This is a genomic window from Salinisphaera sp. C84B14 (assembly GCF_040361435.1).
Lineage (GTDB): Bacteria > Pseudomonadota > Gammaproteobacteria > Nevskiales > Salinisphaeraceae > Salinisphaera.
This window is the reverse complement of sequence record NZ_APNL01000021.1, coordinates 16,709-35,423: the sequence shown is the minus strand read 5'-3', so window position 1 is coordinate 35,423 and position 18,715 is coordinate 16,709. Positions and strand designations below refer to the sequence as shown.

Annotated in this window: 16 protein-coding genes; 9 read left to right on the top strand and 7 right to left on the bottom strand. The window is 63.3% G+C overall.

From position 1 onward, the window contains the following. Nucleotides 1-806 precede the first annotated feature (806 nt). Both sucD and sucC read right to left on the bottom strand, forming a co-directional pair. The gene (gene sucD, locus C84B14_RS15750) at nucleotides 807-1,676 is read right to left on the bottom strand and encodes a succinate--CoA ligase subunit alpha (protein WP_348767772.1); all 870 of its coding nucleotides are present in this window, start codon (nucleotides 1,674-1,676) and stop codon (nucleotides 807-809) included. Nucleotides 1,677-1,730: 54 nt separating this feature from the next. Next, a complete protein-coding gene (gene sucC, locus C84B14_RS15745; protein ID WP_353225500.1) occupies nucleotides 1,731-2,894 on the bottom strand; it encodes an ADP-forming succinate--CoA ligase subunit beta in 1,164 nt (387 codons plus the stop codon). Nucleotides 2,895-3,065: 171 nt separating this feature from the next. On the opposite strand from sucC, the gene C84B14_RS15740 reads away from it, so the two are divergent. The 8 genes from C84B14_RS15740 (at nucleotide 3,066) to C84B14_RS15705 (ending at nucleotide 10,377) form a co-directional block, all read left to right on the top strand. Further along, the gene (locus C84B14_RS15740) at nucleotides 3,066-3,311 is read left to right on the top strand and encodes a hypothetical protein (RefSeq protein ID WP_353225498.1); all 246 of its coding nucleotides are present in this window, start codon (nucleotides 3,066-3,068) and stop codon (nucleotides 3,309-3,311) included. Beyond that, nucleotides 3,311-4,957: a sensor histidine kinase gene (locus tag C84B14_RS15735; RefSeq protein ID WP_353225496.1), complete on the top strand. Its 1,647-nt coding sequence runs from the start codon at nucleotides 3,311-3,313 to the stop codon at nucleotides 4,955-4,957. The genes C84B14_RS15740 and C84B14_RS15735 overlap by 1 nt, the downstream gene beginning before the upstream one ends. Beyond that, a complete protein-coding gene (locus tag C84B14_RS15730; protein WP_348766326.1) occupies nucleotides 4,944-6,368 on the top strand; it encodes a sigma-54-dependent transcriptional regulator in 1,425 nt (474 codons plus the stop codon). Before C84B14_RS15735 ends, C84B14_RS15730 begins: the two co-directional genes overlap by 14 nt. An 86-nt stretch (nucleotides 6,369-6,454) precedes the next feature. Continuing rightward, the gene (locus C84B14_RS15725) at nucleotides 6,455-7,669 is read left to right on the top strand and encodes a type II secretion system F family protein (RefSeq protein WP_348766327.1); all 1,215 of its coding nucleotides are present in this window, start codon (nucleotides 6,455-6,457) and stop codon (nucleotides 7,667-7,669) included. A 46-nt stretch (nucleotides 7,670-7,715) separates the two neighbouring features. Further along, the gene (locus C84B14_RS15720; protein WP_353225493.1) at nucleotides 7,716-8,597 is read left to right on the top strand and encodes a prepilin peptidase; all 882 of its coding nucleotides are present in this window, start codon (nucleotides 7,716-7,718) and stop codon (nucleotides 8,595-8,597) included. A gap of 84 nt (nucleotides 8,598-8,681) precedes the next feature. Then, nucleotides 8,682-9,323: a dephospho-CoA kinase gene (gene coaE / locus C84B14_RS15715; RefSeq protein ID WP_348766329.1), complete on the top strand. Its 642-nt coding sequence runs from the start codon at nucleotides 8,682-8,684 to the stop codon at nucleotides 9,321-9,323. Between the two features lie 80 nt (nucleotides 9,324-9,403). Next, the gene (gene zapD / locus C84B14_RS15710; RefSeq protein WP_348766330.1) at nucleotides 9,404-10,174 is read left to right on the top strand and encodes a cell division protein ZapD; all 771 of its coding nucleotides are present in this window, start codon (nucleotides 9,404-9,406) and stop codon (nucleotides 10,172-10,174) included. Continuing rightward, nucleotides 10,174-10,377: a DNA gyrase inhibitor YacG gene (locus C84B14_RS15705; protein WP_348766331.1), complete on the top strand. Its 204-nt coding sequence runs from the start codon at nucleotides 10,174-10,176 to the stop codon at nucleotides 10,375-10,377. Before zapD ends, C84B14_RS15705 begins: the two co-directional genes overlap by 1 nt. 367 nt (nucleotides 10,378-10,744) lie before the next feature. Here C84B14_RS15705 and C84B14_RS15700 read toward each other — a convergent pair whose 3' ends face one another. Genes C84B14_RS15700 through secA form a run of 3 tightly spaced genes read right to left on the bottom strand, consistent with a single transcriptional unit; the run spans nucleotide 10,745 to nucleotide 15,745 of the window. Continuing rightward, the gene (locus C84B14_RS15700) at nucleotides 10,745-11,716 is read right to left on the bottom strand and encodes a Nudix family hydrolase (protein ID WP_353225490.1); all 972 of its coding nucleotides are present in this window, start codon (nucleotides 11,714-11,716) and stop codon (nucleotides 10,745-10,747) included. Nucleotides 11,717-11,722: 6 nt separating this feature from the next. Next, entirely contained in the window at nucleotides 11,723-12,937 is a 1,215-nt protein-coding gene (gene argJ, locus C84B14_RS15695; RefSeq protein ID WP_353225488.1) for a bifunctional glutamate N-acetyltransferase/amino-acid acetyltransferase ArgJ, read from the bottom strand. A gap of 6 nt (nucleotides 12,938-12,943) precedes the next feature. Beyond that, nucleotides 12,944-15,745: a preprotein translocase subunit SecA gene (gene secA / locus C84B14_RS15690; RefSeq protein WP_353225486.1), complete on the bottom strand. Its 2,802-nt coding sequence runs from the start codon at nucleotides 15,743-15,745 to the stop codon at nucleotides 12,944-12,946. A 154-nt stretch (nucleotides 15,746-15,899) separates the two neighbouring features. Between secA and C84B14_RS15685 the strand changes: the two genes are divergently transcribed. Next, on the top strand, nucleotides 15,900-16,349 hold the full coding sequence (locus C84B14_RS15685) for a DUF721 domain-containing protein (protein ID WP_348766335.1): 450 nt from the start codon (nucleotides 15,900-15,902) through the stop codon (nucleotides 16,347-16,349). A 9-nt stretch (nucleotides 16,350-16,358) separates the two neighbouring features. Here C84B14_RS15685 and lpxC read toward each other — a convergent pair whose 3' ends face one another. Both lpxC and ftsZ read right to left on the bottom strand, forming a co-directional pair. Continuing rightward, nucleotides 16,359-17,276, bottom strand: coding sequence for a UDP-3-O-acyl-N-acetylglucosamine deacetylase (gene lpxC, locus C84B14_RS15680; protein WP_348766336.1), 918 nt, complete (start codon nucleotides 17,274-17,276; stop codon nucleotides 16,359-16,361). 279 nt (nucleotides 17,277-17,555) lie between these two features. Beyond that, nucleotides 17,556-18,701 (bottom strand): cell division protein FtsZ, encoded by a 1,146-nt coding sequence (ftsZ, locus tag C84B14_RS15675; protein ID WP_293628475.1) that lies wholly within the window; start codon nucleotides 18,699-18,701, stop codon nucleotides 17,556-17,558. Nucleotides 18,702-18,715: the final 14 nt, after the last annotated feature.

Genomic DNA, 18,715 nt, shown 5'->3' with positions numbered 1-18,715 from the left:
AATTCGTGCAATAACCCGTACGATCAATACCCCCATCACAAGAAAAAATCATTGGATAAATTCGATGTGGCTTTTTATCGTCTAATAACTTTCATTTTAGTATTTTTAAAATATATCGAATTTTCATATATTAAAAAAAATGACTTATTAGCCTCACCACCAAAGCGCTAAATTCAGCGCGCTACTACATATCGTCTCTGGTTCGATGTTTAGGCACGGGAGATGGGCCGAAATTGGGCCTATGCCGATTTTCTCCGAGAAGTCATTGTGGATCGCTTTGAGCCCATGTCTTGGCTCTACGTCGCACCGCATGACCGAAAGCTCGTCGACAGTTCTCGTCTAAGCTTCTGGGATACCGTCTGCCTTTATAACTATCCAAAGCTTTTCAATATTTGTCGAACAGAGAGCTCAAGGATGTGCATCGGTCGACCCCCGGTTTCAGTAGCATTTCGATCCAGAGCCCGTCAGTTCAAATCGCCGCTTCTGCGGCTATTTGCGCAACATAGCCAGCGGGCGTAAGCACGCTTAGTTCTTTCTTAGGTCGCTCTTCGTTTTACTCACGATGCTAGCCGAGGATGATCGTGGTGGCGTGAGCGAGGCTCACGAACCAGTGCTCGTTCAAGCATTTAACTCAAAAACGGCCTTTGAAGAGTTCAGAGGATGGGCCGTACTACGCAGGTCGCTTCGCAACCAGCGACGTGAACGCTTATCGACTGATCGTCCGCTTTGAACCAAAAAAGCCGGCGCCGCGGAAGCGGACGCCGGCTTCGATCATCCAGCGGATGAGGATGCAATCAAGGCATCGATCAGCCCAGGATTTCTTCCATCTTGCTGCCGATCTCGGCGGTCGAACGCACGGTGGCGACACCGGCGGCTTCGAGGGCCTTGAACTTGTCGTCGGCCGTGCCCTTGCCGCCCGAGATGATGGCACCGGCATGGCCCATGCGCTTGCCGGGGGGCGCGGTCACGCCGGCGATATAAGCCACGACCGGCTTCTTCATGTTGCTCTTGATGAACTCGGCGGCTTCTTCTTCGGCGGTGCCGCCGATTTCGCCGACCATCACCACGCCTTCGGTCTGCTCGTCGTTCTCGAACATTTCGAGCACGTCGATGAAGTCCAGGCCGTGGATCGGATCGCCGCCGATACCCACGCAGGTGGACTGGCCAAGGCCGATGTTGGTGGTCTGGAAGACCGCTTCATAAGTGAGCGTGCCGGATCTGGAGACGATGCCGATCTTGCCCTTCTGGTGGATATGCGCCGGCATGATGCCGATCTTGCATTCGCCGGGGGTGATCACGCCGGGGCAGTTCGGGCCGATCAGCACGGAGTTGGACTCGTCCAGCACCGAGCGCACCTTGAGCATGTCCATGACCGGGATATGCTCGGTGATACAGATGATGGTTTCGATGCCGGCGGCTTCGGCTTCGAGAATCGCGTCGGCCGCGAACGGGGCCGGCACGTAGATCATCGTGGCGTTGGCGCCGGTTTCTTTCACCGCGTCCGCGCAGGTGTTGAACACCGGCAGGTCGAGATGGGTCTCGCCGCCGCGGCCGGGGGTCACACCGCCAACGATGTTGGTGCCGTAGGCGATGCACTGTTCGGAATGGAAGGTGCCCTGGGAGCCGGTGAAGCCCTGGACGATGAGTTTGGTGTCGTTATTGACGAGAATGCTCATGATTTGATCCTGGTCTAAAGCGTGTTCGTTGGAAGATCGATCGAAGGCCGGGGGTTAGCCCTTGGCCTCGGCGACGACCTTCTTGGCCGCGTCGGTCAGATCCTGAGCGGCGATGAGATCGAAGTCGCTCTCTTCGAGCAGCTTGCGGCCTTCTTCGGCGTTGGTGCCTTCCAGGCGCACGACCACCGGCACGCTGATGCCGACATCCTTGGCGGCGGTGATGATGCCTTCGGCGATCAGATCGCAGCGCACGATCCCTCCGAAGATGTTGACCAGAATCGCCTTCACGCCTTCACCGGCGGTGATCAGCTTGAACGCCTCGGTCACGCGCTCGGTGGTGGCGCCGCCGCCCACGTCCAGGAAGTTGGCCGGCTCGCCGCCGTGCAGCTTGACCAGGTCCATCGTGCCCATGGCCAGACCGGCGCCGTTGACCATGCAGCCGATGTTGCCGTCGAGCTGGATGTAGTTCAGATCGTGCTCGGCGGCCTGGGCTTCGCGCTCGTTTTCCTGGGTGAGGTCGCGCATGTCGGCGAACTCTTTATGCCGGAACAGCGCGTTGTCGTCGAAGTTGAGCTTGCCGTCGAGGGCCACGAGGCCCCCCTGCTTGGTGGTCACCAGCGGGTTGATCTCGACCAGCGAGGCGTCGCATTCGACGAACATTTCGTACAGGCCTTTCATGACCTTCACGAATTCGCCGACCTGCTTCTTGTCCAGGCCCAGGAAGAAGCCGAGCTGACGGCCCTGGTAGGCCTGGAAACCGGCGGCCGGATGGATCGCGACCTGGGTGATCTTTTCGGGGGTGGACTCGGCCACCTCCTCGATATCCATGCCGCCTTCGGGCGAGGCGATGAAGGTCACGCGGCGCGTGGCGCGATCGACCAGCACCGACAGATACAGCTCGGACTCGATATCCGCCGGCTTTTCGACATAGACCGAGTTGATGGGCAGGCCGACGTCGCCGGTCTGCTTGGTCTTGAGTTCGCCGCCGATCATGTCGGCCGCGGCCTGCTTGACCTCGTCCACGCTGGAACAGATCTTCACGCCGCCGGCCTTACCGCGCCCGCCGGCATGCACCTGGGCCTTGACTACCCATTTATCGCCGCCAAGCGATTTGGCCGCTTCGACCGCCTCGTCCGCGGACGCTGCGACCTTGCCTTCGCCGGCAGGTACGCCGTAGCGCGCAAAGATTTCCTTGGCCTGATATTCGTGAACGTTCATGGCATCGCCTTTTTGCAGAATCAATTCGTCGAGATGCTGCGCATTGTCGCTCTTGAACTTCGACGCGACAACTTTGCATGCGAGCCGCGCGCAGCCACTCGGCGGCATGCGCATTCCTAACGTATGATGGCGACGCAATCAATCGCGGCTTTTCTCGGTCGATTTCACGCCATGGCACGTCTGCTCGGACTCCTCCTATTACTTGGCCTCGGCTGGCTTGTGGTCAGGCAGCTGCTTGGCCCGCGTCGCGCACCTGACCGCGATTCCACGCCGCCGCGCTTCGAAAAGACAGTGCGCTGCAGCCGTTGCGGCGTGCATCTGCCGCTGACGCTTGCCAGCGAGGATGCAGACGGCGCTCCAATCTGTAACGACGCCCACTGCAGCGCGCATCAGCCGCGCGACCGCGACCCCCGTTAATGGGCATACGCGCCGGCGGCGGCCTGATCCGCCATGCCGAAGACTGGCGGGCAATCACCACGCTGAACATGTATCGCAGCCTGATCAGCTTCGGGCTGGTCGGGGCTTTGTTGTTCGGCGCCGCCGAGGGCATGTTCGATGTGGAACTGCCCGATGCCTTTCGTCTGACCTCGCTGCTATATCTCGCCCTGTGTGCGCTGGGCCTGGTAGCGGCGCTGCTGCGCAAGCCGGCGTTGCGGATACAGGTCCTGGTGGCCTGCGCGGTCGATATCGTCGTGTTTACTGCCCTCGCCCTTGCCGGCAGCGGGGTATCCGGCGGGCTCGGCATGCTCTTGATCACGCCAGTGGCGGCCGCGGGCATGTTACTGCCGCGGCGGGTGGCCGCGCTGCTGGCCGCCTGCGCAGCCCTCGGCATCCTCGGCCAGGAGGCCTGGCGCGCGTTGCAGCTGCCGGGCGGCCACGCGGAATTCGTCCAGGCCGGCATTTTGGGCGGGGTGTTCTTCATCACCGCCGGGGTTGCGCACTGGCTGGCGCTGCGCGTGCGCGAAAGCGAGGCGCTGGCCGCGGAGCGTGCCAGCGAGGTGCGCGATCTGGCCGCGCTCAACCGCCATATCATTCAACAGATGGAAGTCGGTGTCGTGGTCGTCGATGATCGACGCCACGTGCAGCTGATCAACGATGCCGCCATTCGTCTTCTGGAGCTCGAACAGCGCTCACATGCGGCGCGCGCGCTGGCCCGATTATCGCCCGCGCTCGATAGCGCACTGTCGCGCTGGTCGGCCCAGCACACCTCGGCCGGCGAAGTCATTCGCGCAGGCTCTCACGCGCTGTTGCCCGTCTTTTCGATCCTGGGCGACAACGACCGCGCAGGTGCGCTCATCTTTCTGGAGGATGCGCTGCGCCAGAACGAGCAGGCCCAGCAGCTCAAACTGGTATCCATCGGCCGCCTGTCGGCCAGCATCGCCCACGAAATCCGCAACCCGCTGGGCGCGATCAGCCACGCGGGCCAGTTGCTGGCCGAGTCGCCTTCGCTGGGCCCGGACGAAAACCGCATGCTGGACATCATCCATCGCCATACGCGCCGCATCGACGGCATCATCAACAGCGTGCTCGGGCTGTCGCGACGCTCGCAGACATCGCGGCGTACACTGGCGCTGTCGAACTGGCTGGACGACGCGATCGAGGATTATCTAACGTTCGACGACGATTCGCCGGATTTCGATGTTGAAGCCATCGACCCGCAGCTACAGGTCGAATTCGACCCCGATCATCTGCGTCAGGTGCTATTCAATCTCTGGGACAATGCCAAGGCCTATGCGCGTCGCGACGGGGTGGTGCTGACGGTTCATCTGAGCGGAGAACGCAACCGCAGCAATCGCTTCTGCCTGGATATCCGCGATAACGGCCCCGGCATCGACGAAACGATTTTCAACCAGATTCTGGAACCGTTCTTTACCACCACGCGCGATGGCACCGGCCTGGGCCTGCATATCGCCGCCGAGCTGTGCGAAGCCAACGGCGCGCAGCTCGTGCCAGTTGCACATTCCGGCGGAGCCTGCTTTCGTATCGTATTCGCCCCCATTCGCACCTCGCCCGCGCGCACCACTGCCTCGCCCATGCCAAGCAACGTTCATGACTTCGACTGATACCGTGCCCTATGCCCTGATCGTCGACGACGAAGCCGATATCCGCGAGCTGGTCGAGATCACGCTGGCCCGCATGTCCATCAAGACCCTGGCAGTGGCGGACCTGGCCGAGGCCAGGCAGGCATTTGCCGACGAACGCTTCGATCTGTGCCTGACCGATATGCGTTTGCCCGACGGCGACGGCCTGGAACTGGTGAGCTTTATCAGCGAAAACCATCCGCATTGCCCGGTGGCCGTGATTACCGCCTATGGCAGTGCCGACAGTGCGGTGGCCAGCCTCAAGGCCGGCGCATTCGACTTCGTATCGAAGCCGATCGACGTGGCCGGCCTGCGCGCGCTCGTGGCCCAGGCGCTCAAACTCGCCGGCCTCGACAACGACGCGCCACCGCATCCGTCGCTGGATGCTTCACCGCGGCTGATTGGCAACACCCCGTCCATGCAGCGACTGCGCGAAACCATTGGCAAACTCGCCCGCAGCCAGGCACCGGTCTATATCACCGGCGAATCCGGCACCGGCAAGGAGCTGGTCGCGCGCATGATTCATGCCGAAGGCCCACGCATGGGCAGCGCCTTCGTGCCGGTGAACTGCGGCGCGATTCCCTCGGAATTGATGGAATCCGAATTCTTCGGCTACGTCCGCGGCGCCTTTACCGGCGCCATGCGCGATACCTCGGGGCTGTTCGCGCGCGCCGATGGCGGCACGCTATTTCTCGACGAGGTCGCCGATTTGCCGTTGACCATGCAGGTCAAACTGCTGCGTGCGATTCAGGAACGCGCCATTCGCCCGGTCGGCGCGAATGATGAAACCGCCGTCGACGTACGCGTGATTTGTGCCACCCATCGCGACTTGGCCGCGGAAGTGGCACGCGGTCGTTTTCGCGAAGACCTTTACTACCGGCTGAACGTTATCGAAGTGCACGTGCCGCCGCTGCGCGAGCGCCGTGCCGATATCGCAGCGCTGGCCGGGCGCATTCTGGACGCGCTGGCAAGAAAGCTGCGCCTGCGGCATTCACCCACGCTGGCGCCGGACGCACTCGAGGCGCTGGAGCAGTACAGCTTTCCCGGCAACATACGTGAGCTGGAGAATATTCTGGAGCGCGCCGTTACCTTGAGCGAAGACGCGGTCATCGACCGCCGCTACCTGCGCCTGAACTCGCCGCTGCTGGAAGGCCAGGCGCATATCGAACCGCCAGCGAGCCAAGCATTGGCGAGCGCGGCCAATGCACCGTCGCGGCCTGCAGCGGCCGTGGATACCAGCGTCGATCTGGAAACCCAGCTCGAAACACTCGAACGCGAACGTATCCAGCATGCGCTGGAGACCTGTCACTACAACAAGACCAAAGCGGCCAAGCATCTGGGCATCACGTTTCGCGCGTTACGCTACCGTCTGGCCAAACTGGGGATGAATTAATAGCAGCGGCCGCCGATAAAGCGTTATGCGGCACAGGGGACGCCGAACACCCACGGCTAGCGGTACGGGGCAACATGGCAAGCACGATGAGCGAAAACCAGACTTTCTTCTGGATCGGCACCGATCGAAGCGGCGCACGTATCAAGGGCCAGACCGATGGCCCCAACGAGGCCATGGTCAAGGTCGCGCTGCGAAAACAGGGCATCAACCCGATCCGCGTACGCAAACAGACCACCATTTTCGGGCTGGGCGGCAAGCGCAAGAAAAAGATCAAGGCCGGCGATATCGCCATTTTCGCGCGCCAGCTCGCGACCATGCTCGCTGCTGGCGTACCGCTGGTGCAGTCGCTGGAAATTATCGCCAAAGGCGCCGACAACCCGTCGCTGGGCGAACTGGTGGATACCATTCGCGCGGATATCGAAGACGGTATTCCGCTCGCCCAGGCGCTCTCCCGTCATCCGAAATACTTCGACGATCTGTTCGTGAACCTGGTCGATGCCGGTGAAAAATCCGGCGCGCTCGAGTCGCTGCTCGACAAGATCGCCACCTACAAGGAAAAAACCGAAGCCATCAAGGCCAAGGTGCGCAAGGCGCTTTTCTACCCCAGCGCGGTCATCGTGGTGGCGGTCATCGTCATGGGCATCCTGCTCTACTTCGTGGTGCCGCAGTTCCAGTCGCTGTTCCAGGGCTTCGGTGCCGATCTTCCGGCCTTCACCCTGCTGGTCATCAGTCTGTCGGAAACGGTCCAGGCCTGGTGGTGGCTGATCCTCGCCATTATCGCGGCCGCGTTCTATGCCTTTTTCCAGGCGCGATTACGATCGCGATCGTTCAGGCGCATGAACGACCGGCTGGCTCTCAAGCTGCCCATTATCGGCGATATTCTTTACAAGGCCGCGGTGGCACGTTTTGCCCGCACCCTGTCGACGATGTTTGCCGCCGGCGTACCGCTGGTGGAAGCGATGGACTCGGTCGCCCGAGCGTCGGGCAATATCGTGTTCGAAGAGGCCATTCTGCAGATGCGCGATCAGGTCTCGTCGGGCGTACAGCTGCAGCTGGCCATGAACAATACGGGGCTGTTCCCGAGCATGGCGTTGCAGATGGTCGCGATTGGCGAAGAATCCGGCTCGCTCGATGCGATGTGCTCGCGCGTGGCGGATTTCTACGAGGCCGAAGTCGACAACCAGGTGGATTCCTTGTCCTCGCTGCTCGAACCCATGATCATGGCGATCATCGGCGTTCTGGTGGGTGGGCTCGTGATCGCCATGTACCTGCCGATATTCAAGCTCGGCTCGGTGGTCTGACGATCACCCGGCCAACGAACCCTCGCAGGAACCGGCACTGACCTCGATGCAGACCCTATTCGCCGAACAGCCGGTCTTTTGCTACATCGCCGTGGCGCTGTTCGGGTTGATCGTCGGCAGCTTTCTCAACGTCGTCATTCTGCGGCTGCCGCGCATGATGCAGGCCGAATGGCGCGCCAGCGCAGCTGAAATACTGAACCAGCCGGTCGCGACATTTTTCAGCCGCCGTGTCTCGCTATCGCATCCGCGCTCCGCATGCGGGCATTGCGGCACGCCAATCAAACCCTGGCACAACATCCCCGTACTCAGCTTCGTGCTGCTGCGCGGCCGATGCGCCAACTGTAGCCACCCCATCTCGTTGCAGTATCCCGCGGTGGAACTCGTCAGCGCCGCGATGGCGGTGGTGGTTCTGGCGGTATTCGGCATGACGCCGTTCACCGGTTTCGCGCTCGTGTTCACCTGGACGCTGATCGCGGCCGCAATGATCGACTGGCAAACCCAGCTGCTGCCCGACACGCTGGTGCTGCCGCTGCTCTGGCTCGGTCTGCTGCTCAGCCTGGGCCACGACGCAGGTTTTGCGCTGGTGGATCCGGCCACCGCCATTCTCGGTGCGGCGGGGGGCTATCTCGTGCTCTGGCTGGTTTTTCATGCCTTTCGTCTGGCCACCGGCAAGGAGGGCATGGGCTACGGCGACTTCAAGCTGCTCGCCGCCCTGGGCGCCTGGCTGGGCTGGCAGGCATTGCCGATGGTACTGCTGATGTCTTCGCTTGCCGGCGCGATTGTTGGCGGCACGCTGATGGCAACCGGGCTGCTCGAACGCGGTAAACCCATGCCGTTCGGTCCCTGGCTGGCGCTGGCCGGCTGGCTGACACTCGTTGCAGGCGATACAATCGGCGCCGCGTATTCATCCCTTGCCGGTTTGAACTAGCGGCCAACAGCCGCTCAGGGTTGGGTCATCGTCGCCAGGACGATGCACCGGCGTGCTGTATTCCGGCTGCAAAGGAACTAGCAAATGCCGAGTAGTCTCGTCGTCGGCCTTACCGGCGGCATCGCCAGCGGTAAGTCCTTGGTTTCCAGCGCGTTCGAGCGCCTGGGCGTGACCATCATCGATGCCGACGTCGTCGCACGCGACGTGGTCGAACCCGGCCAGCCGGCCCTGGAAGAGATCGTCGAGCGTTTCGGCGCCGATATCGTCGACGACGAGGGCCGACTCCGGCGCCGCGCCCTGCGCGAAATCGTGTTTGCCGACGATGCGCAGCGCGCCGAGCTCGAGCGCATCACCCACCCCCGCATTCGTGAAGAACTCGCGCGTCGCCGCGACGCCGCCCAGTCCGACTACTGTCTGCTGGTGGTGCCGCTGCTGGCCAAGTCGAGCATGCGCGACCTGGTCGACCGGGTCCTGGTGGTCGATGCACCGGAAGTCGTGCAGATGGACCGGCTCATGTCGCGCGACGACATCAACGAAGATCTGGCACGGCGCATGATCGCCGCCCAGGACAGTCGCGCCGAGCGCCTGGCCCTTGCCGACGACGTGCTCATCAATACCGGCCCGCGCAAGGATATCGCCGATCTCGCGGCCGCGCTGCATGCCGGCTACCTGCGTCTGGCACACGGCGAAGTAGCCGACCTGCCGCCCCTGCACCTGCCTGGCTGAACACAGCAAGGCGCGAATACTTTGATTGGCCGGTGCAGACGCATAGACTGACCGCCTGATTCATCCATCGAGGGTTGTCTGTGGCCGATAACGGCGCGTTCTGTTACGAGCAACCGCTCAACGAACGCATAAGAACCTTCCTGCGTCTCGAACACCTGATTGCGCGCCTGCGCCATCACGAAGCCGACGAAAGCCCGTGGGGCCGTCGCGCGACACTGGACGCCCTGATCGATATCCTCAACGTGATGTCGCGCTACGACACGCGCGCCGAGGTCAGCAAGGAACTCGGCAGCCGCTATGCCGCGTTCGAAAAGCTGGGCGACCGCGACGACGTCGACGAGCGCGCGCTCAAGCAGGTGCTGGGCGAACTCGATAGCCTCGGGCGTGCCATGCAGACCATGCCGCCGCAGTTCGCCTCCTACCAACTGCGCGACAACGAACTGCTCAACAGCCTCAATAACCGCAGCCCGATCGCCGGCGGCGATTGCGGCTTCGACCTCCCCGCGTTCCAGCACTGGCTGTCGCAGAAGAACGCCGACCAGGCCCGCGACCTGAAAGCCTGGGCCGGGCATATCCAGCCGTTCGAGCAGGCTATTGGCATGCTGCTGCGGCTGTTACGCGAAAGTACCAGCCCGGCGTTGCAAACGGCCAAGAAAGGCGTACTCGTACACAACATGGACCCCAGCACCCAGCTCATCCGCGTGCTGATCGACGACGCCCGCGTATTTCCGGAGATCAGCGCCGGGCGCCACCGCGCCACGATTCGCTTTGTCGAAGTGCAGGACAAGAAGCTGCGCGTGCGCCAGTACCCGTCCAATGTCGAATTCCGTATGGCCTGCTGCCGTTTCTAATGACCAAGACGATCGAATGCCCGCAATGTGGCAAACCGGCCCGCATCGGCCGTGATAATGACTATCGGCCGTTCTGCTCGCGCCGCTGCAAGCTGATCGACCTGGGCGACTGGCTCGATGAAAGCAACCGGATTCCGGACCCTACCGGCTCGGCCGGCGGCGTGCTGCCCGACGACGCGGACGACTCGGGCCTGCCGCACTAACCTCGCAAGGCACGGCTCGCAGGGATCTCAAACTCCGGTGGCCGCAAGCGGCGCCCCCATGCGCCAGCCGACAGCGGATCCAGGCCCTGTTAACGCGAACGAAATCGCCGCGCCGCGGCCCGTTTTTGGGCAACAGAATGCGCGGGTGAGCGTGGTGACGCTTTGCGACATGAGCGCGCGGCATTGCCTGCTGGACTGTGCGCCTCGAATCATTACGCCCGGCCCGCTTGCCGACGGGTTGCGCCCGGAAATCCCCCGTGCGGCGTTGCGCGTCGTTCCTTTGGGTCGCCAAGCATCTCGGCTCGTGCCTTGCCGGGCCAATTTCTGACAAGGCAGCACGACGATTGGCGTTGGGTGTTAGCAGGCGCTAATCGGTGGCCTTCCAGAACGCCCGGATGGCTGCGACGCCCTGGGCGTTGCGTTGCTGGGCCGCGCTCAGGTCGTCCTCTCCCAGGCCGCCCAAGGCATAAACCGGCAAGGCATGGTCGGCCCGGGCAGCGCACCAGCCCTTCCAGCCGAGCGCCGGTGCGCCCGGATGGGTCGGCGTCGCTGCGACCGGCGATAGCACCGCGAAATCGGCGCCACGCTCGACCGCCGCGACGAGATCCGCGCCGGTATGCGCAGATACAGCCAATAGCTGGCCCGGCGCCAGCGCGGGCCGCCCTGATTCGAGCAATCGCGCCACCGACCAGTGCAGCCCGTCTGCGCCCGCCGCCTCGCATACGGCCAGCGACCGATCGACCAGTACGGCGACGCCGTGGCGGTGGCCCGCGTCAACAACCTTCGCTGCCAGCGCCTGATAGGAGCTATCCTCCAGCCCCTGGTCGCGCAGGCGGAGCAGACGTGTCTGCGGCTGCGCGAGCAGCGTCTCGAGCCGCGCCCACCAAGCATTCGGGTCGGCCGCGCTCAGCGCCGGGGTGATCGGATATCGGTCCGGCAGGTCGAACGCGCACAGAATTACGTCGGTGGCCGGCAGCAGTTGATAATCCGCCAGCGCACGTCGCTCGACCCAGGCCAATTGCTGGCCTTCGAGGCCGCGTGGCTCGCCCTGCCACTGATCGATACGCCAGACATGCAGACGCACCGGGCGTTCGCCCTTCGTATGCATGAACCGGATCAGCGGCGTATCGAGCCGACAGTCGGTTACGCCGACTTCCTCGGCCAGTTCCCGAGCCAGGCAGTCGCGCATCGGCTCTTCGTTTTCGCGCTTGCCGCCGGGGAACTCCCAAAGTCCTTCGCCCGGCGTGCCGGGCCGGCGCCGGGCAATCAACAGGCGGCCGGCCTGATCAACCAGAATACCCACCGCAATATCCAGCGGCACCTGCTTATCTGATGGCATGACGGTTCAGCTGCGGTATTCGGCGTTGATACGCACGTATTCGTAGGACAAATCGGAGGTCCAGATACGGGCCGACGCATCGCCGCGCCCGAGATCGATGGCAATGGTGTACTCGCTTTGGGCCATGACCGCGGCGGCATCGCTTTCCATATAGTCGTCTCGCGGCTCGCCGTCGGCCACGATCGCGACCGCGTCGAGCGCGATGGCGACATGATCGATCGCGAAATCCGCCACCGGCGCACGTCCGACCGCGGCCAGGATGCGCCCCCAGTTCGGGTCGCCGGCAAAACAGGCGGTCTTGACCAGCGGCGAATGGGCGACCGTAAAGGCCACCGCCCTCGCCTCGGCCTCGTCGCGGGCACCGCTGATATCGAGCGTGATGAAGCGTGTCGCGCCCTCGCCGTCGCGCACGATGGCCTGCGCCAGTTCGCGGGCCAGGTCGGTCAGCGCATCGATAAAGGCGCCCCAGCCGGGCGCGCTCGGTGCAAGCTCTGCCCCCGCGCCGGTGGCACAGGCGATACAGGCATCGTTGGTCGAGGTATCGCCGTCGACCGACATGGCATTGAAGGAATGCGTCATCGCCGTACGCAAGGCGGTGTCGAGCGCCTCCGCGTCGATCGCGGCATCGGTGGCGATAAAGGCAAGCATGGTGGCCATATCCGGCCGGATCATGCCCGACCCCTTGGCGATACCGGTCAAGGTCACGGTAGCGCCGTCGCCGATATCCACGCTGCGCGACGCGCCCTTGGCGACCGTATCGGTGGTCATGATCGCCTGGGCCGCGTCCAGCCAGTGATCCGGGTCCAGACCGGCGTCAAGACCGGCGATACAGGCCTGCATACGCTCGACCGGCAGATGCTGGCCGATCACGCCGGTCGAGAACGGCAGCACCTGCTCCGATCCCAGCGCCAGGCTATCGGCCACGCTCTTGCAACACGCCAGGGCGTCGGCTTCGCCGCGTCGGCCAGTGCCGGCATTGGCGTTGCCGCTGTTGATCACCAGCGCGCGCACCGGCCCTGCGGCCAGATGGCGCTGTGCCACGCGTACCGGCGCGGCGGCGAAGGCGTTTTGTGTGAACACGCCGGCCACGGTGGCGGTATCCGCCAGCTTGAGCACGGCCATGTCGTTGCGGCCGGGTTTCTTGATCGCGGCTTCACCCACGGCCCACGCAGCGCCGGCGACCGGCAGCAGGCGCGCCGGCGCACTCAGATTAACGGCCATATCGCTTCAGTCTCGTCCGTGGCAATGCTTGAACTTCTTGCCCGAGCCGCAGGGACAGGGCTCGTTGCGACCGATCTTGCGTTCGTTGCGCACGAAGGTTTCGGGCCGCTGGTCGCCGTCGCCCGGTTCGCGTGCGGCCGGCGCATCCGAACCCGGCAGATTGGCGCGGGCGGCCTGTTCGGCGGGGTCCGGCGCCTGGCCATCGGGCTGCTGCTGAGCCGCGGCTGCCGCGGCCACGGCCTGGTCGGCCGCGCTGGCCGCTTCCGCATGCTGGAAGTCGAGGTTTTCCATCTGCTTGCGGCGTTCTTCCCGGGCTTCCTCGGTGGCCTCGGCACGAACCCGGCCGCGGGCGAGTACGGTCACCGTTTCGTGCTTGAGCCGCGTGAGCATGTCGTTGAACATCTCGAAGGCTTCACGCTTGTACTCGTTCTTCGGATCCTTCTGGGCATAGCCGCGCAGGTGGATGCCCTTGCGCAGGTAGTCCATGGACGCCAGATGCTCGCGCCAGAGCGAGTCGAGCACCTGGAGCAGCACGGCCTTTTCGATCTGGGCCAGCACGTCGGAGCCGGCCTCTTCACGCTTGTCCTCGTAGGCCTGCTTCAACTGCGCGGCAATACGCTCGCGCAGGCCTTCCTCGTCGAGCATCTTCTCTTCGTCCAGCCACTGCTGAATCGGCAGTTCCTGGCCGAAATCGCGCTGGATCGCCTCGACCAGGCCGGGAATATCCCACTGCTCTTCCAGGCTCTGCGGCGGGATATGCTGGCTGATGACGTCGTTGACGACCTCGTCCCAGATGTTTTCAACGATATCGCCGACATCCTCGGCGTCCATGATCTCGTTGCGCTGCTCGTAAACCACCTGGCGCTGGTCGTTGGCGACGTTGTCGTACTCAAGCAGCTGCTTGCGGATATCGAAATGGTGGGATTCGACCTTGCGCTGCGCGTTCTCGATCGCCCGCGTGACCCACTTGTGCTCGATCGCCTCGCCTTTTTCCAGGCCGAGATTCTGCAGCATGGCGCGCAGCCGCGGCGGCGTGAAGATACGCATGAGGCTGTCTTCGAGCGACAGATAGAAGCGCGACGCGCCCGGGTCACCCTGGCGACCCGAACGACCGCGCAGCTGGTTGTCCACGCGTCGTGATTCGTGGCGTTCCGAGCCGATCACGTACAGGCCGCCGGCTTCGAGCACGGCTTGGTGGGTCTTGGCCCATTCATCCTGCAGGCGCTGGCGGCCGGCCTGGTCGTCTTGCATGGCCTCCAGCGCTTCCTGGATATTGCCGCCCAGCACGATATCGGTACCGCGCCCGGCCATGTTGGTGGCAATCGTGACCGCGCCGGGACGCCCGGCCTGGGCAATGATCTCGGCCTCGCGCTCATGCTGCTTGGCGTTGAGCACCTCGTGGCGGATGCCGAGCTGGCGCAGCAGCCGCGAGGACAGCTCGGAGGCTTCGATCGAGGCGGTACCGATGAGCACCGGCTGGCCGGCTTCGCTGGCACGCTTGGCTTCCTCGGCAATGGCCTGGAACTTCTCGGCGCCGGTCATGAAGATCTGATCGGGCAGGTCCTTGCGCAGCAGCGGCTTGTTGGTGGGTATGACCACCACTTCCAGACCGTAGATCGACTGAAACTCGAAGGCTTCGGTGTCGGCCGTGCCGGTCATGCCCGAGAGCTTGTCGTAGAGGCGGAAGAAGTTCTGGAAGGTGATCGAGGCCAGGGTCTGATTCTCTTTCTGAATCTTGACGCCTTCCTTGGCCTCGATGGCCTGATGCAGGCCATCCGACCAGCGCCGCCCGGGCATGGTACGGCCGGTGAACTCGTCCACGATCACGATCTGGCCGTCGGCGATGATGTAGTCCACATCGCGCTGATAGAGCACGTGTGCACGCAGGGCCGCGTTCATGTGGTGCATGAGCGCGACGTTGTTGGCGTCGTAGAGGCTTTCTTCTGCATCGAGCAGGCCCGCCTCGCGCATCAGCGCCTCCACCTTCTGGTGGCCGTCTTCGGTCAGAAAGACCTGCTTGTTCTTTTCTTCCGGCGAGTAGTCGCCGGGGCCGTCTTCTTCGGTCTGCTCGTCGAGGTGCTTGACCAGGCGGTCCACCCGCATCGAGGTTTCCGGATCGTCGTCGGTGGGCCCCGAGATGATCAGCGGCGTACGGGCCTCGTCGATGAGAATGGAGTCGACTTCGTCGATGATGGCGTAGTGGAGCGGCCGCTGAACGCGATCGGCCGGCGAGAACGCCATGTTGTCGCGCAGATAGTCGAAGCCGAACTCGTTGTTCGTACCGTAGGTGATATCGCAGGCATAGGCCGCACGCTTGCCCTGCGGATCCTGGCCGGAATAGATCACGCCCACCGTCAGACCCAGAAAGCGATAAAGACGGCCCATCCATTCGGCGTCGCGGCTGGCCAGATAGTCGTTGACCGTGATGATGTGAACGCCCTGCGCGGGCAGCGCGTTCAGATACGTGGTCAGCGTCGCGACCAGCGTCTTGCCTTCGCCGGTCTTCATCTCGGCGATCTTGCCCTGGTGAAGCACCAGACCGCCGACGAGCTGGACATCGAAATGCCGCATGCCGAGCACGCGCTTGCCGGCTTCACGCACGGTGGCGAACGCCTCGGCGGTGAGGTCGTCGAGCTTCGCGCCCTGTTCGAGCCGCGCGCGGAACTCTTCGGTCTTGGCCTGCAGCTGCTCGTCGCTGAGTGCCTCGTATTCGGTCTCGAGGGCGTTGACGGCGCCGACAATGCGGTGCAACCGCTTGACCACCCGCTGATTACGGCTACCGAGAAGCTTGGTCAGAATATTGCTCATGAACCCTCGTCGTCTGGCCCGATCGAAGCGCCGCGAACATCGCGCGCGGTGCAAAACGGGCATGATACCGCAGGCCTTGTCTGCCTTTCAGTGACGACAGCCGAATACGGCTGCTACGCTTTGGACAATCCGTTTGCGTCGGCCTGGAAAGAGCATGGGGACGACACCGCAATCAATCCAGTCCCTGCTGCATACAGCGACCCCGGATATTGCCGATCTGATCGGACGGGCGCGTTTTCTCGAGCGCATGCGCCAGTCGCTGCTGGAAATTCTGCCGGAAGCCGCAGGCCCGCACGTACGCGTCGCGGCCTATGAAGGCTATCGTCTGCGCCTGCACGTCACCCACGCCGGGTGGGCGACCCGGCTACGCTATATGCAGCCGGCGATCGTACAGGCACTCGCACAGCGCATGCGCCTGCATATCGAAGGTGTCGAAATCAAGGTACGCCCGGACCTGACGCCCGCGCCGCCACCCGAGGCGGTGCGCACGATCAGCGATACCGCACGGGCGCATCTGCGCCGCAGCGCGTCCTATATCGCCGACAAACAGCTCGCCGACGCGCTCGCGCGCCTGGCCGAAGCCGGGCGCCGCGACGACGGCTAGCCCGCTTGTCTACGCAGCCGCGACGGGGCGGGCGTTGATATAGGAAATCGGGGAATCCTCGATATCCTCGTAGGTGACCTCTTCCCAGGCTTTTTCTTCCGACAGCAGCGCGCGCAGCAGCTTGTTGTTGAGCGCGTGCCCCGACTTGTAGCCGGAATAGCTGCCGATCAGGCCATGGCCCAGCAAATAAAGGTCGCCGATCGCGTCGAGGATCTTGTGGCGCACGAATTCGTTGTCGTAGCGAAGACCGTCGGCGTTGAGTACGCGATAGTCGTCGAGAACAACGGCATTATCCATGCTGCCGCCGCGCGCGAGGTTGTTCGAGCGCAGGAATTCGATATCGCGCATGAAGCCAAAGGTCCGCGCACGGCTGACTTCACGAACGAACGAGGTCGTGGAGAAATCGACGGTCGCCGACTGAGTGTCGGAATCGAACGCCGGATGGTCGAAGTCGATACAGAAGCTCACCTTGAAGCCGTCGAACGGGTCAAAGCGCGCCCATTTGTCGCCGTCGGTGACCTGAACCGAACGCTTGATACGGATGAACTTCTTTGGCGCATCCAGCTCCTGAATGCCGGCCGACTGGATCAGGAACACGAAAGGCCCAGCGCTGCCATCCATGATCGGCAGCTCGTCGGAAGACAGCTCGACGATCGCGTTATCGATGCCCAGACCCGCCATCGCCGACAGCAGATGCTCCACGGTCTGAACGCGCACGCCGTCGTCGACAAGCGTGGTCGCCAGCGTCGTATCACCCACCTTGAACGCATCGCCACGGAACTCCTTGACCGGAGTGCAGTCCGTACGACGAAACACAATGCCCATATCCGCCTGTGCCGGGCGCAGGGTCATATAAACCTTCTGGCCGGTATGCAAGCCGACGCCGGTCGCCCGGATGGGGTTCTTCAAGGTGCGTTGTCTAAGCATCGAGTTCTTATCCTTGTGGCGGTTTGTCATGCTCGGCTTGCCATGTCATAAAGCCGTCACCTGACGGTCAGATACTTTATGCACAGTGGCTTAATTTCGCCTTAACTCGCCGCGTCCTGCTACCGCTCGCGCCCGGAACCCGAAAAAGCCCGGTCCGCAAAGCCGCTTAGATTAACACAGGGATGCCGGTTGGCAGCGCACGGCTACCGCCAACCGGCATGTTTTCGACTACCGCCGGCCCGCAGGCCGGCTCCGGCAGACGCCCTGCAACCATGGCCTTTAGTCGGCCTGGTTACGCAGAAACGCCGGCACGTCGAAGTAATCCATATCGACCGCGGCGTTCTCGCGCGAGGACTGCTGCGGACGGTTACGGATCACCGTGGGACGATCCAGATCCTCGTAGCGCATCTGGCCGCCGGCATCACGCTTGACGGCACGAATGGCTTCGCGCTCTTCGGCCTGACGGCCCAGGCCCGTAGCCACGACGGTTACGCAGATTTCGTCGCCCATGCTCGGATCTTCGGCCATGCCGACGATGACTTCGGCGTTGTCCGCGCCCATATCGGCGATGACTTCGTTTACGATCTGGAACTCGTGGATGCCCAGGTTCTCGTCGCCCGAGACGTTGACCAGCAGGCCCTGGGCGCCGTGCAGGCTCAGATCATCCAGCAGCGGCGAGGCCAGCGCGGCTTCTGCGGCTTCGCGGGCACGGTCGTCGCCGACGGCCGTCGCACGGCCCATCATGGCCATACCCTGCACCGACATCACGCGACGCACGTCGGCAAAGTCGACGTTGATCACACCCGGACGGGTAATCAGATCGGAAATGCCCTGCACCGCGTTGTGCAGCACATTGTTGGCCGCCTGGAAGGCGTTCTTGAGCGTGGTCGCCTTGCCCAGGGCGGTGAGCAGCTTTTCGTTCGGGATCACGATCAGCGAATCGACATAGCGACCCAGCTCTTCAATGCCCTGCTTGGCGATTTCCATGCGACGGCCGCGCTCGAACGGGAACGGCTTGGTCACGACGGCCAGGGTGAGAATGCCCATTTCGCGGGCGATCTCGGCCACGACCGGCGCCGCGCCGGTGCCGGTGCCGCCACCCATGCCGGCGGTAATGAACAGCATATCCGCGCCTTCGATGGATTCACGAATGCGGTCGCGATCCTCTTCGGCGGCCTGACGGCCGATGGCCGGATCCGCACCGGCGCCCAGGCCGCGGGTGACGTTCATGCCGAGCTGTACGAGCACATCGGCATCGCAACGCTCCAGATGCTGGGCATCGGTGTTGGCACAGATGAAGTCCACGCCTTCGATGCCGCCGTTGACCATCTGGTTGATGGTGTTGCCGCCGCCACCGCCGACGCCGATGACCTTGATAATGGCCTTATCGGTCTTTTGATCTGCAAATTCAAATACTTCAGGCATGATGCACCTCTATC

Bases quoted from the DNA above. Each gene is read 5' to 3' on its own strand.
- C84B14_RS15725 (WP_348766327.1), top strand. From the start codon at position 6,455: ATGAGCGAAAACCAGACTTTCTTCTGGATCGGCACCGATCGAAGCGGC.
- sucC (WP_353225500.1), bottom strand. From the start codon at position 2,894: ATGAACGTTCACGAATATCAGGCCAAGGAAATCTTTGCGCGCTACGGC.
- C84B14_RS15740 (WP_353225498.1), top strand. From the start codon at position 3,066: ATGGCACGTCTGCTCGGACTCCTCCTATTACTTGGCCTCGGCTGGCTT.
- C84B14_RS15720 (WP_353225493.1), top strand. From the start codon at position 7,716: ATGCAGACCCTATTCGCCGAACAGCCGGTCTTTTGCTACATCGCCGTG.
- C84B14_RS15730 (WP_348766326.1), top strand. From the start codon at position 4,944: ATGACTTCGACTGATACCGTGCCCTATGCCCTGATCGTCGACGACGAA.
- ftsZ (WP_293628475.1), bottom strand. From the start codon at position 18,701: ATGCCTGAAGTATTTGAATTTGCAGATCAAAAGACCGATAAGGCCATT.
- secA (WP_353225486.1), bottom strand. From the start codon at position 15,745: ATGAGCAATATTCTGACCAAGCTTCTCGGTAGCCGTAATCAGCGGGTG.
- coaE (WP_348766329.1), top strand. From the start codon at position 8,682: ATGCCGAGTAGTCTCGTCGTCGGCCTTACCGGCGGCATCGCCAGCGGT.
- sucD (WP_348767772.1), bottom strand. From the start codon at position 1,676: ATGAGCATTCTCGTCAATAACGACACCAAACTCATCGTCCAGGGCTTC.
- C84B14_RS15700 (WP_353225490.1), bottom strand. From the start codon at position 11,716: ATGCCATCAGATAAGCAGGTGCCGCTGGATATTGCGGTGGGTATTCTG.
- C84B14_RS15705 (WP_348766331.1), top strand. From the start codon at position 10,174: ATGACCAAGACGATCGAATGCCCGCAATGTGGCAAACCGGCCCGCATC.
- C84B14_RS15735 (WP_353225496.1), top strand. From the start codon at position 3,311: ATGGGCATACGCGCCGGCGGCGGCCTGATCCGCCATGCCGAAGACTGG.
- lpxC (WP_348766336.1), bottom strand. From the start codon at position 17,276: ATGCTTAGACAACGCACCTTGAAGAACCCCATCCGGGCGACCGGCGTC.
- argJ (WP_353225488.1), bottom strand. From the start codon at position 12,937: ATGGCCGTTAATCTGAGTGCGCCGGCGCGCCTGCTGCCGGTCGCCGGC.
- C84B14_RS15685 (WP_348766335.1), top strand. From the start codon at position 15,900: ATGGGGACGACACCGCAATCAATCCAGTCCCTGCTGCATACAGCGACC.